The following is a 14,610-nucleotide window of genomic DNA, read 5'->3' on the forward strand; positions in this document are numbered from 1 at the left end:
ATAGTGAATATATAATCAATTTTTTTGAAAAAAATTTCTTTATATATACCTTAATTGTCGTAAAATTCGCAATTAACATAAGCACAGACTGTTTTCAGCCCAAAAGGCATGCCGGAGCATATTTTTATTTTAAAATATCGTTAATAAGTCGGCTCATTTCTTCCGGCGACCTGCGTGGTTCTTCCTCAGACCACAGAACCGTTGCTTTCCAGAACCCTGCAAGTTTCACTGCAAAAGCAAATTTATATCTTTTGTAATATTCCGCCAGTTCTTCTTCATCCAGATGGTCCGGCACATGTCCCACTTTTTTGGCAACCTCATATATAAGTGAAAGCAGATGATCTTCTATAAAATAAAGCAGATGTGCTTTGTTCATTAACATCAGTATATCAACATGATTTTCCCAGAACTCAAAATATGATTTCGCAATACTTTCCTGTGTTTCTGCATGATTAATTATAATTGTATTTGCAAATTCATTCATGAGAAGCTTCGTAGTATATTCGATCACTTCGTTTTTTGTTTTAAAATAGCGGTAAAAGGTTCTTCTTCCCAATCCGGCTTTATTGACTATCTGGGAAATTGTAATATCCTGATAATCTTTACGCCTCAATAAATCAAATAGTGCATCTATAATCCATTTTTTAGTTTTGTTTTCTTCCTTCAAATTCATCGATCTACTCCTTATTGGCACAAAATTAAAAATATGTATCACTTCGTGGGATCATATTGTATTGCCCTGATAATCGTATTATACTAGTGCATAAATAAATGCACAAGTGTGCCACGTTATTTGTTGTTTCATTTTGCTGCCTGTTTAACCAGGCGGCAACTATTTTACCCGTCAGTTAGTCATTTCTAACTTTTTTATAATAACGTGCACTGATTAGGAGGACTATATGAACATCGTAAATGCAATTCATCTGACAAAAAAATATGACGATCTGCTGGCTGTTAATAACATCAGCTTTCAGATAGGGAAAGGGCCGAAGAAAACGTGTCCTTTTTTGCTTCTCTATATGGGCTAAAAGGGAAAGTTCTGAAACTACATGTAAATGAAGCATTGAAATTAGTAGGGCTTGAAGAACATAAGAAAAAAAGATCAGATAAATTTTCCGGAGGTATGAAACGAAGACTGAACAGTGTTCTCTGCTGCAGCAAGCGTCCGGTTAAATAAAAGCCTGTCTTAAATTGTTTTTATCTGGATTTATCCCGAAAACCGTATTCTCTGCGTAGATTTTGGAATACCCCCATAAATTTTTTCCCACTTTCCATTATGGAACAGTTCATATTGTGCAAAGGAACAGGGCAGGCCATTTGCAGCGGTGATATCAGAACTGTCCATAAGCTGAAAATGCAGATGGGGAAACATGGAGTTTCCAGTATGGCCAATGTTCCCCAGAACATCTCCTCTTTTCACCGTTTGCCCGACTGACACTCTGATAGAATCAGGTTGCAGATGGCAGAATGCTGCATAGACACCATTACCATGTTTCAGAATGATGTAATTACCGGTTAAATTTTTTATATCATCGCTCCCAGGATTAAATTTACTGTTAGCTCTGGCACGTTTGAAATCTGAAAACAATCGTGCCTTTTCTCTTTCGAGGCAATGCTCTTCTATTTCTACAATGGTACCCTCACATGGAGCATAGATATCCTTTCCATAACAATAACACTTGTTCACAGGTACACCGGACAGAAGATAGTGTAAGGGAGTGACGCTATAACAGGGATTCCCCTTTTGCATCCAATCCACCTGAAGAAAGTCGTAGGCATATCGCGCTCCTAATATATTTGTTCCGTGGCTGGGAATACGTGTCCCCGGCGTATTCGGGACGGACCATTCACCCCGTAGAGGAAAATCAACAACAATTGGTTTCATGAGTTCTTCCATTTACACCTCCATTTGAGCTTCCGGATTATAAGCTTCCGGCTTATAAAAAACATGCCTCAATTCTGTAAATAAATCATCCAATGCTTTTTCCATAGCTGTATAGTCTAAATGCGAATACTCGGAATTTCTGATGTCTTCTAACATCTGATTGGCAAATCCAGTACACGACCATAAAATTATATGTTTACTTTTTTCGATCTCTAAATCCGGTCTGAATTTGGATTTGTCTATGGTATCAAATATTGTTGGATAGCAATCTGCATCCTTCTTGCTGCTTCTCTCCTTTAATTCATTATTTATTTCACTGGAATTGGTAACCGCAGAAAGTTTATTAAATTCAAATATCCAGGGATATTCTTTTAATAATTTAATCTGCAGTAAATAAGATTGATGCAGCCTCTTTAATAAATCCAATTCATCATAATTGATTAACTGGTAATATTCTTTATTAAGCAGTTCCGAAAAGTAGTCAAAAACAAATAGAAAAAGTTCTTGTTTACTTCCTATATAATGAAACATTAAGGCTTTGGAAAATCCGGCTTCCTTCGCAATCACATTTGTTGAAGCGTTGTCAAATCCCCGTAGTGCAAATTCTTTTAGTGCGGCATTCAAAATAGCATTGCGGCGGCTTGTATCTAAATCTGATAATTTGGCTGGCATGTATTTCCTCCTCATCTGCTGGCTTTTATATAGGTTCATATATATGCGATGATATTGACCTTATAGGTTAATGCCATTGTACATCTTTTTACCTGACAGGTCAATGGATTTTTCGGCATCTATTCAAACTTTATGGACTATTAGATTAGAAAAATAATGCATAGACGAACTTTTTGGTATATAGTAATAATTAAATAATACATTTATTTACAAACGTAGTCAGAAACCGGGCTTTCTATGATTCATTGTTGATCATAGAAAGCCCGGTTTATAATCTGTTATATCCTTATTACCAATAAGGCAAAATCATTCGTAAATACAATGATTCCCGCTTTATTATGGTTCAAAAACTGTTAATTCTGCTGCGTACCGAAGTATAGTAACCGCATCCCTGCTATCTGCCAGATTATCTCCATTCATGTCTGCGATCTGCAGCTGTTCCTCTGACAGTTCTTCCTTCTCTGCATTATATTTCAACAGCTTAGCAGCATCTTTCGTATCTACCACACCGTTTAAATCAACATCTCCCAACAACCGTACCTCCAGGATTTCTATAATCAGCTTCTTCAGGGCTTCTCCTGTCATATCCTGATCTGCATTCTGGTTATCATAAACTGTCTGCGCTTCTGCAGTCATCTCCGACAGCCCCTCCATACTGGCTTCGAGATATTTTTTGGCATCTTTAAGGATTTCATTTGCTTTATCCAGTGCGTTTTTCAATTCTTCTTTGTTGCCTTTTCTTACAAGTGATACCATGGCATCTGCCAGTTTTTCATAAGCCGTATTCATCTCCTCCGGGGATGCCTGGCTGTTTTCTGCTGTTTCTTTTGCCTGAGCCAGTATATCCTTCAGGTTCTGTACGCTTATAGCTGTATACTGATCTTGCATTTTCAATATTTCTTCTGCCTTCTGAATCAGGATATCCAGCCTTGTGTCTGCTTTTTCTACCATCATAGATGTCACTGCCGTCAGCAGTCTTGTAGTTGCTTCGTTGATTGTTCCCTGATCTGCAAGATTGCTGTCAAATACCTGCTGTGCCTGCAAAAGTGCTTTTCTGACTTCTGCCACGCTTTCCTCTGTGTACTGAGACAGGCCTGCTGTATCTGCAAGAATTGCCTCTGTCCCTTCTATGGCTGCCTTCAGGCCTGTCTTCTGTGGGCCGTTTTCTACAAGAAAGCATGCTGTAATCAGATTTATAAAAGCTTCATCTGCCTGCTCCTGAGTGACAGACGGGTCTTTTAGAATCGCTCTTGCTGCATTTAAAGCTTTCGCCACTGCTGCCCAGGTTTCTTCCGTATAACACTGGTTTTCTTCCTGTTCCTTTTCCATTGCCTCTGCCATGGAAATTGCCAGATTCAGGCTCGTCAGATCTGCATCCGGTGCCTCGCTTCCTTTCTCCACATAGTGAAGTATTACGTATCGGTATACGCTCTGGGTGATGCCGTCCTCTGCAGTGACAAACATCTCAACCGCATTAATTCCTCTAAGCAGCGGAACCGTTATGGTATCTGTTTGAATATTGCCTAATTCATTACCATTTAAAAGTACCTGCACCGACGCACCCTCTGTTGGAACTACCTGGAAACGAACTGCCTTATTCTCATATTCAGCTGCAATATAATACTTATGATTTTTATCAAATTCTCTAAAATCCGTCTCTTCACATAACACAGTCTCCAGATTGCTGTTGGAAGCTGCTTCCGGTATCTTCATATTTGTCTGAACAGGCTCTGCTGCCACCACCGGCACACCTGCCGCCCCATTGGAAAGCATTGGTATCACGACCGGTTTAAAGTAAAATCCGTTCAAACTGTAGGGCACCCTGATTTCAGTTCCCTGATATCCATCCAGAATCTCATAATTACCATCGGGGGCATCCGAAACCATCCAGCGGATTACATCGTTTACTTTTTCTGCACTTGTCAGATAATCTGCAGTCAGACTCCGGCTATTTTCATCATAGGCCGCCTCCACACTGCTGACTTCCTGAATCACCGCTTCTTCTCCAAACGGAACCGCTTCTTCATTTACCATAAAATCCCGGAACCGGATAACCGATGTTCCGTCACCGCAGGTACAAAGAATGCCCGCCTTTAAGGAATCATCAAGCCCTGTATTTTCCACTTCCTGTACCAGATTCCAGGTGCTGCCGTCCGTACTGTAATAGCCCCGGATAACAGACTCTGTTTTTTCCAGTTTCAGATATATGATTTCTCCAAAGATATCATCAATCCCTGATTCGGATGGGTTTCCTTCTTTTTCTGTAATTACATTCAGCTTTGGATTTCCATTGGCATGTTTTCTCTGAATCGCAGTATAATTATCTGCATCACGGTAGAAGACAAGCCCCGTTTCTTCGTATCCCTGATGTGTCTTTCCTTCCATTTCTACAGTTATGACAGCCTGACTGGAATCAGCCAGTTCCGCAAGTACAATATTCGTAGCGCCATTGCCTGACTCCCAATCTCCCGCTCCCGATGGACATATATAAAGATCCTCCTGATCCAGTCCCCAGGTTCCTTTTACCGGATTTAGAATCGTAAGTGCATTGGAAAGAACCTTGGTATTCTCCCTGATCACTACCAGCTTTGCTGCTGATATACCGTTGGAAGCAGTTCCCTTCACAAGTACCGCACCTGCTTTTTTGGCGGTAAGAAGACCGTCCTGGCTGATAGCTGCTGCGTCAGAAGCCGCTCCTGTCCTGATATCCTCCACCGTATAAACCACATCTTTCATCTGCGCATTTTCCGGATATAGGGCAGCGGTAATCTGCAGGGTACTTCCTGCCCCATCCAGCACATCACTTTCGGAAATTAGCTTTACAGACTGGGGGTAGATTATTTCTGTCTGGGCTCCCACATTTACCTGCAGCGGGGCGGAAGCATATTTTCGGTCATTTATAACACTATATGCCCGGATCAATGCCTCTCCTTTGGAAATTCCCAATATCTTTCCATCTGCTGAAACTTTTGCAATATCCGGTGAGCTGCTTTCATAATAAACTTCTCCCAGAGCAGCAGCTTTTTCCCCCTCTCCTATGGATATCCCTTCCTTATCTGACAAATTAATATCACTAACGTCCATATTATTTATGGACACATTCATTTTCATTCCTGCATCATATTCATTATTTTGTATCGAGACATTCTTGCATCCGTTAAAGGAATACAGATCATTATCCAGCTGGCTTGCTGAAGATTTCACTTCTGCCTGCAGACCTTCTCCAACACTTATCGTACATTCTTGTGCCGTTTCGCCGTTTAAAGTCAACGCCAGATCCACATTTGGTTCAAATCGGAATATACGGTTGCCTTCTATCGTTATTCCGTCCACACTCTTGGCATCTACTACCTTGCTGCCCGACTGGTAAAATTCATTTCCTGTAATCTGAATGTTTTTATGAACGGTACTGTCTACCGAGACATTGGGATTTGTGGGTTCAATAAAGATCACACCATTTCCCTGGCAGCGGTAAAACTTATTATTCTGTATCGTTACATCTTCCACTCTTCCAGACTCATACCAGCTCTGTGCATCACAGGAAATATAGATTGCCGCCATGGACGTGCCCTCAAACACATTTTCCTCAATCAGCACCGGTTTGCGTGTTGTAACCAGTATTCCTCTGGTTGGGATCTGCTTAAATGTATTTCTGCGAATCTCCACTTCCGGCGTATCGGTAATATTCTCTGCCACAAACTGCCATTCCTGTACCTCATCCGGAATCGGCTCTGTAAACCGTATTACGGTATCCGTAAGACTGATTCCTTCACTGCTGCTGCCGGTAGGGCCGCTGATGATTTCCTCCACTGTACAAATGGAATCCTCCAGGGGAAGCATGTTGCTCTGCCTTGTAAACTCTACCTGATCTCCTTCAAAGAAACTTGGAAATCCTGCTGTTTCATCGTGATTATATCTTACTGTCACTTCTCTTCTGTCACCGCTGATACTCACTACCTGCTGGAAAGTTCCGTGTATATTAATCGGATCATCATGAGGATTTGCAAAATAACAGTCCTCTACCAGAATCTTTCCTCCACAGCCTGACATCTGGAGAAAATCCGCATATCCCGCCGTAGTTCGGCCGGTTTCCTCCGGTGACCGGAAGTCTACATCCCGCAGTGAAATATTATCCGTAGTCTGCCCCACCATTCCAAATCCGTGGAGATACCGGATATCTAAATTTTCCATCTCAATATCCTTACTGAGCCAGAAAAAAGCTCCCGGTGTATCTCTGCGGGTAGGACGCATCTGGTAACACATGCCGGTTGTCACACTGTCCGGCTTTCCATTGTAGGTAATTTTTACTCTTCGATTGCCCAAGTCTTCCATTCCTGCCCGGTTATCAAAAAGTTCATTGCTGCGTGTAGTTATCCCTGTCCTCAGGTCTATGCTCTGGGCATAATTATTTTCAAACTTGTCTGTACCTGTCCAGTAGTATTTGCCTGTATAGGGGCTTTTGTCACTGAACCAGTTAATCTGGCCATTCTCTATGGAATACTCGTAGCACTCCGGAATATATACGGTAGCTGTATTTCCATCCACAGATTCCACGGTTATATCTACAACGGTGGGTACCTCGAAATCAACGGTAAAATTCTGAAATCTTACATTTTCACTACGGATCGCCGCAAAAGCCGTCATTTTCCCATGAAAATTAATGACTGAACCATTGCCTTCCATCACAATGTGATTGAGGTCTTCTATCAGAATACCTATTTTTTTATCTTTATAAGCCGAATCGGCACCTACTGTATTCGAGACATAAAGCTCTCTTTCTTCTGCCTTATCCGGATAAATCTGGTATTTACCCTGAGGAAAATCAATTACAATTTCCTGTTCCGGATTTTTCTTTCTCAGATATGCAGCTCTGTCCAGTGCTTTTATAACGGCCTGGGCACTGTCCTTGCTTCCTTTGGGATCTGCTCCGTAATCAGTGACGTGAATGATATAATCCTCTGGCTTTTCCGGTTCTTTTTCTTTCAGCCTCTTCATTTCCCGGTCGAGCTCATCATGTGCAGCATTGATCTCTTCCTGACTGGCCCTTTCATCCTGGAAGACATTTTCTGCCTGAAGCAGTGATGCCTTGAATTTCCGGAATCCATCACCGTCAGGATCGGTATAATCCTGCAGTACTATATCCTGTGCCTCTTGCAAAAGTTTACCCAGTAGTGTTTTATCTCCTCTCTGATACTCTGACAGAAATCTGGCATCTGCCCAGTCCGCGTGATCCGACCAGTTATTTTCTCCCTGCTCTGCAACAAGTATGATTTTCTCCGTTAAGCCGCCGATTTCCAGATCAATCGTTTTTTGGGGTGTATTACTGACCATTTCACCGCTGTCATATACCGGATCCTGCTTTTCATCATTAAAATATACTTTAAACCTTACACTTGCGGGATTGCCTGCTGAGTTCTGAGAATAATCTATTCCCACATTACTTCTGAACCGCGTGTAACCTTTATTCTTGATATCATATACGATCCTGGACTCTGCGTGGGTTCCCAGACCCTTTTCATATACTGCCGGATTCTGTTCTTCATCCGTTAGACAGATCTGCTGCCCTGATGAGGAAACATCCCTGTTTACCGAACCATATCCTGCTTCTGCGCTTTTCCATTCAAGATCGGATAAATATACGGCATTTTCCTCCTGTGCATCCTGCTGGTATTCTGCGTAAGATTCAATATAAGTGGCATCTCCTCCATTGTCACCTTCTGCATCAAGTACAATCTGGATCAGATCTCCCTTTAGTACTTGACTGGTGGTAAGAATCTGCAGTGTCTTTCCGGCTTCCAGTACTTCCTTATCTTTATTTACCGGCCATATTCTTTCCCCGTTTTTTAATACCGAAAGGGAAACCTGCCCAGGCTGGTTCAGATATTTCTGTGCAGATGCCCGAAGGGACAGCCGTCCTGCCTGTGGTGCCTCAAAGGTACGGACAGCATTTACATTGGATGCGGGGTGCATATATCTGGGACCTGCATACAGCCAGTTACCGCCTTCCCATGCATATTCACCTGCTATATAACCTCCTTTGCCTTCTAAATCGGAAATGTCACCGCTTTCTTTATCCATTTTCCGGTATGTCCATCCGTTAACACCATTTTCACCCGGTACAAAACTTTCCCAGGCTCCATACCTTTGTTTGCGCTCTTCTTCCCTGATGTGAATCTTGTATTGTTTCACACCCTTTTTGTCTGGGGAGACAACCTCTGCCGTAATATTATTATTTTCATCGGGCGCTATACGGATATACTCCATATCCATCAAAGTATCCCCATGCCCGGTTTCCACTTTTTCTCCATTAATGGTAATCTGTGAAGCAGTGTTTGCCGGAAATGCTTTCACCCAGACTTCCTTTTCATTACCGGTTAAGCTTATCTCATACGCTGTCTGGTTCTGCCGGAATAAAATGTCATGACCTGCCACTGAAAGTCCCGACAGATTATAATCTTTAACCGTATCCACACCTTTATCTTTAAATAGTTCCAATTCTTTTATGGAAGCACGGGGCAGGCTGCCTCCTGTTTCTCCCTGGGTGGATTCTACTTTCGTAAATTCTATTTTAATATAACGGATCTTAGATGCAGTAAAATAGTCCAGTTCGCCATTTGCATGGGCAGTTTTTGAAGACTCAGACTTTTTATCCCAATTTACATTATCCGAAGACGTGTAGATTGTATAGGTACACTTCAGATAATCATGTTCCACAGCCAGTCTGGCATTCCGGATATCGTATTCCTGTCCCAAATCCAGATACAGGGATTCACTGTTCTGTTCTGTTACTTTATTTCCGCTTCGCCACAGGGTGAGAATGTCGCCATCCACCGCATTGTCCGGTACGGTACCCACATCACTGCTTGTTGCCGTAACTGCAGCTTTTACAGCCACATTCTCTTGCAATTCACTTTCATCGGGATTTCCCTTTCCTTCTGTTATATAAAGAGACAGCCAGCATGGAATAACTTCATTTAGTCCTTTTTCATCTTCCGCACAGAGCATCAGGGTTTTTACTCCTGTAATATCCACATCGATCTCGGCTGCTATTGACTTTACCGGGTCACTTACATACAAAAGCGCACCGTCTCCATATATCTTAAATTTCACTCCGCTTTTTGTCTTTTCCGGATTTTTAACAGCGGCTTTCCCTGTCAGCTTCTCATAACCTCCGTCCAGTTCGAACATAACAGGAGCCATGTTTTTCACTTCCATGCTTTTGGTATAATCCTCTCCATCTATAGAGACCGTGTCTTTTACAATCCCAGGAGGATCCTCTCCGGGAACACTTTCCTGTTTGTCCGTCAGATACATTGACACCTGGTCCATAGGCGTGCCCTGTGCAATCTCTTCATAAGGAACCCTTTTATCTGTCATCTCCCTGGTTTGAAGCTCAACGGATTCCGTCTCCATACCGGGCGAACTGACCGTTACCTGGATTTTCCCCGGGTTCTTACCAGCCTGAATAAAGATTCCTGCAACTCCTGCTTCTGCATTAACAGGATTAGCACCTACTCTTTTATCACCATTTCCGATAATACTTCCCTGTCCTTCTACCGAAAACTTTAATTTATTGTCGGCTTCTGCGCATACGTTTCCTTCTTCATCCAGCACATATGCATATACCATAACCTGGTCAGAACCATCCGCTGTGAGTCCATTACCCGAATCATCCACTTCCAGCCTGAGTCTGGCCGGTTCCTTTGCCGTATGTACTTCCTGACCGGCAATTACATTTCCATCTGCATCATAACCTTCCGCCTTTAAATAAGAACCTTCCGTATATGGTACATTTTCAAAATAATAGGGCGGGTGTTCCAGATTAGAAGATGTTCCCTCATCCAGCGGGACATTTTCCTGTTCCCATAATATTTCATCATTCTTGCCCATAACACAAAGTTTAACTTTGTCGGCATTACTGTACACATAGATCATTCTTTTGCTATCTGTTCCCACCGTTTCCTGATTAGACTTATCCACCACAGGCGCCTTCGTCCCCCAACTGCTGGCTATAAAAATCATTGGGCCTGTCTCAACATCCTGAGATTCCAGGTATTCATCCTCTGCGGTTGATCTCTGGCTTGCAAAAGCATAGTAGGAATATTTCGGTATTCTCTTTAAATCCCATATTCCGCAAGGAGACATCGTTTCATGATATCCTCTGTTGTGGTCAATTCCAATCCACATGGTCATGCCTGCAAAACGATGTGCGCTATCCTTGTAATTCTGTATTCCTTCTGACAGGGAGACCGCTCCGGTTCCTTCAAATGAGTATCCCTTCCATAGTCTGTTATTAGCCTGTTTCACCATTCTTGCCTCACCACCGGGATAAAATGACTCTTTTCCCCTGGTAACGCGGCAGTCATTAATAAAATTACCGAACTGCTCTTCCCAGTGATCTCCATATTCCCGAATAAGGGACAGTGCAGTATCTGACCAGGATTCTACTTCTTCCGGAGTCCCGTATAAGATATCTCCTTTTGCTCCCCCATGTGGATTTTCTGCAGAAGTTTTCAGTGAGGGATGCTCTTCTTTTGCCACTTGCTCCAGTTCATTTGTAAATCCTTCTGGTACACCGGGAGATTCATTTAGTGATATCTCAAAAGTAAGAATACTGGGATGATTTCTGTCTCTTCGAACCATCTGCCTGATATCATTTTTCACACGCTGTGCAAAAATTTTATCATCCGACCAATGCTGCCATCCAGGTATCGCCTCGATGACTAAAATTCCCAGTTCATCACAGGCCTTTAAAAATTCTTCCGACTGGGGATGATGTGCTGTTCTCACAATATGAAACCCGGCCGATTTAAACTTTATGGCATCTCTCCTCTGGAGGGAATCAGATGCCGCATATCCGATATAGGGATATTCCTGATGCCTGTTGACACCTGATAAAAACCCGGCATGCTTATTGTTTATCAAAATACCTTTTTGTGCGTCCATCTCGATTTTCCGAATACCTGCCGGAGTCTCTGTCCGGTCTGTCTCTGCACCGTCAGCATATACTTCAGACACAATGGTATGCATATACGGATGATCCAGATCCCATAATTCAGGATTTTCAACAGTAACCGATTGTTTTACCTCTCCGGCGCCAGCACCCGGCAAGGACAATGTTTTCCTGTCTTCACCTACCACGGTACCATCTTGATTTACAATTTTTGTAACCAGAGAAATCTGCTTTTCTTCTTTATCCTCATTTCTGATATGCGTCTTAATATCCACAATAGCTTGTTCCGGGGACACCTCCGGAAAATCTACCAAGATCCCGCCTCCTGCTGTCTCATCCTCAAAAAGCTCATCTGTAATATGAACGTTATTCACGGAATGAAGCCAGACATTTCTATAGATTCCTCCAAAATAAGTGAAATCCAGCTGACCCTGGGGTTTACCCGGGGGAACATTTACATTATCGCTGTTATCGGTTAAAACGGTGATTACATTTGCCTCGCCGTCACAATGAACAGCATCTGTAATATCCAGAATAAACGGCAGATATCCGCCGTATTGGGTATTTTCTCCTGTTTTTTCCGCCATATGTCCCTGGAGATGCTTGCCATTTACCCATACGTCCGTCACACCCATGACACCTTCAAATTCTATATACAGCTTTTTATCTTTGTACGAATCTGACAGATAAAAATGTTTTCTGTACATGGCAGGCCCCTGATAGTTTTTTCCTCCGCTGGTATTTTCTTCCTCAAGTCTTACGGAATGGGGCAGATCTACGTTCTCCCACCGTTCCAGCTCCGCCATATCATAATCTGGCTTTACTGCTTCCGGAATATTCCGCCTTACAAACTTCCATCCCTGGTTAAAATGCAGCTTCTCCCGTCCCTGTTCCGCTTCTATCTGCACAATGTCATCTTTTGCAGACAGTATCATACGCTGGGATAACACCAGGCCGACTGCCATCATCAGAACAAAAACCCATGTAATTCCTCTTCTCTTCATCATGTACCCTCCATAATTACCGTCCCCTTGAGCGTGTTGAGCTAATATACCGCGAAGTGGTGCAGATGGCGGGAATGAATTTTCAAACTCGCTCTATCGAATGGGACTTTCCTGGAATTATTATAGCATGGTGATTTTAAGATCTTTTAGGACTATTTACCTGGTATTTTTCACTATTTTGGGATTTCTGTCAGGCTTTAGAACTTTCTTTAGAATTTAGAATTTTATTATGATATTTCCAATGTTCAGGATCCGGGTCCTGAACATTGGTCGCTGCCCGTTTGCCACGGATGCATTATTATTTCCGCAATGCAGCCGCCGGCTCCGTATGCACTAACGGCAGACTTGCACCACCGCTTATAACCATAACAACAGCAAAAGCAGCGATGATTGTCAAAACGGCCTGTGTACCGGACACAACAAGGGGTAACCCAAACAGACTGCTGATTAACATACTTCCCCCAAGTAATCCCAGTTCCACCACTGCTGTGAGTATGGAGAGAAACAGATTCTCCCGGAGGATCATACCTGTGATCTGATGCCTGTAATAACCCAGCGCAGACAATAACCCTGCCTCCCGGTATCGCGTATTTTGCAGCTTAATCAGAAGTACGGCACAGATAAACAGTCCGATCCCCAGAATCAGAACAGACAGTACCAGAAACAGCTTACCCAGACTTTGAAAGGTATTCTGTAATGCGTATACTTCGTCTGAAGCATTGGTGGAATCCAGTCCCTGCAGTTTGAGCCGGTTGCTGACCGCCACGATATCAGAGAATTTTTTCACATCATAACTGATGGAATAATTGTCCTGGTCAATTAGATTCTGATAGAACTTCTGTTCTATATCCGAGCTGATGGTAAAATCGTCATAACCCGCATTATAGATACCGCTAATTGTAACGGTATAACTTTGACCATCCAATTCCAAAACAAGCTCCCTGCCAGGCAATGTTTTAATATCTGCTGCCATCTTCCTGGCAAGGCTTGGGGTAATTGCAATCTCATTCATTCCTTTCCTTGGCATAATCCCATACGACAGCCCCTGTGCTGCCTTTGGGACTGGAAATTTTTCAGCCAGAACCTCGCTTTTTCCATTGATATGCAAAGATATATTTTCTAATTTATATTGGTAATAAACATTTTCTATACGTTCGTCCGATTTTAAATAGGATAAAATAGTCCCATCATCAGCACCTCTGATGTATCCGTTATTAAATGCCGTGTTCTTTGCCTCAAACTCCTGAATAGACTGATCCATCACATTGCCAAAGGAAAGGGAAAATAAAAATGCCAGCATACCGATGGATATTGCCAGTGAAACGGCGATATAACGCTTTATGTGAACCTTAAAATTTTTAACTGCTTTGGATACCATGGATCTTTTATCCGGATTACTTTTCTTAAATGTTTTTTTATTTTCATTTAATTCTTTTCGATTTGCCGATGGGTCTTCTAATATTTTTTTCTCCTTAATCTGAATAACTTCATCTGCAAATGCGCTTATTTTTTGGTCATGCGTAATTACAACCACCAGTCTGTCCCGGGAAATTTCCCTGAGCAAATTCATGATTTCTGTAGACGCTGCACGATCCAGTGCACCGGTAGGTTCATCTGCAAAAATAATCTGCGGGTCATTTACCAGGGCTCTGGCTATGGCAACCCGCTGTTTCTGACCGCCCGAAAGAGTCTCTGACATCTGATTTTCTTTTTCTTCCAGACCCAGCCTTTTCAGTAGGGCCTTTCCTTTTTTCTGAAATTCCTTCCCTTCCTTTTCCGATTCACAGGCTAGTAATACATTTTCCAGAACGGTATATCCGGGAAGCAGATGATAGTTTTGAAATACAAAGCCTATGTTATCCCTGCGGTATTCACAAAGAGAATCAGCCTTCATCTTACTGATGGAAACCCCTCCTGCTAAAATCTCACCACTGTAATCGGTATCAAATCCCGCAAGCAGATTTAGTAAGGTGGTTTTACCGCCTCCGGAAGGTCCCATGAGACATACAATCCCGGTATCGGGGAAATCAAAACTGCTGTGCTCCAGTATAACGTTATTCCCATATTTTTTTGTAACATCTTTTAATCTGATCATC

At 42.5% G+C, this 14,610-nt stretch carries 6 protein-coding genes; 1 reads left to right on the forward strand and 5 read right to left on the reverse strand.

All coding sequences use genetic code 11. The annotated features are described in order from the left end of the window. Positions 1-124: 124 nt before the first annotated feature. Positions 125-673: a TetR/AcrR family transcriptional regulator gene (locus QR40_RS29860; RefSeq protein ID WP_052377657.1), complete on the reverse strand. Its 549-nt coding sequence runs from the start codon at positions 671-673 to the stop codon at positions 125-127. Positions 674-899: 226 nt separating this feature from the next. Here QR40_RS29860 and QR40_RS32595 point away from each other — a divergent pair, with 226 nt between their 5' ends. After that, positions 900-1,028 carry a hypothetical protein gene (locus QR40_RS32595; RefSeq protein ID WP_276325437.1) on the forward strand — a complete coding sequence of 43 codons (129 nt, stop codon included), beginning with the start codon at positions 900-902 and terminating at the stop codon, positions 1,026-1,028. A 179-nt stretch (positions 1,029-1,207) separates the two neighbouring features. Here the strand turns inward: QR40_RS32595 and QR40_RS13795 are convergent, their stop codons facing one another. The 4 genes from QR40_RS13795 to QR40_RS13810 all read right to left on the reverse strand — a co-directional run bounded on the left by QR40_RS13795 (position 1,208) and on the right by QR40_RS13810 (position 14,609). Continuing rightward, the gene (locus QR40_RS13795; RefSeq protein WP_044295536.1) at positions 1,208-1,897 is read right to left on the reverse strand and encodes a M23 family metallopeptidase; all 690 of its coding nucleotides are present in this window, start codon (positions 1,895-1,897) and stop codon (positions 1,208-1,210) included. Next, positions 1,898-2,557 (reverse strand): TetR/AcrR family transcriptional regulator, encoded by a 660-nt coding sequence (locus tag QR40_RS13800; RefSeq protein WP_044288894.1) that lies wholly within the window; start codon positions 2,555-2,557, stop codon positions 1,898-1,900. Positions 2,558-2,893: 336 nt separating this feature from the next. Then, positions 2,894-12,517, reverse strand: coding sequence for an NPCBM/NEW2 domain-containing protein (locus QR40_RS13805; RefSeq protein WP_081998905.1), 9,624 nt, complete (start codon positions 12,515-12,517; stop codon positions 2,894-2,896). Between the two features lie 295 nt (positions 12,518-12,812). Next, a complete protein-coding gene (locus QR40_RS13810) occupies positions 12,813-14,609 on the reverse strand; it encodes an ABC transporter ATP-binding protein/permease (RefSeq protein ID WP_044295539.1) in 1,797 nt (598 codons plus the stop codon). Between the last annotated feature and the right edge of the window lies 1 nt (position 14,610).

Source organism: Robinsoniella peoriensis, from assembly GCF_000797495.1.
In the GTDB taxonomy this organism is placed as follows: domain Bacteria; phylum Bacillota; class Clostridia; order Lachnospirales; family Lachnospiraceae; genus Robinsoniella; species Robinsoniella peoriensis.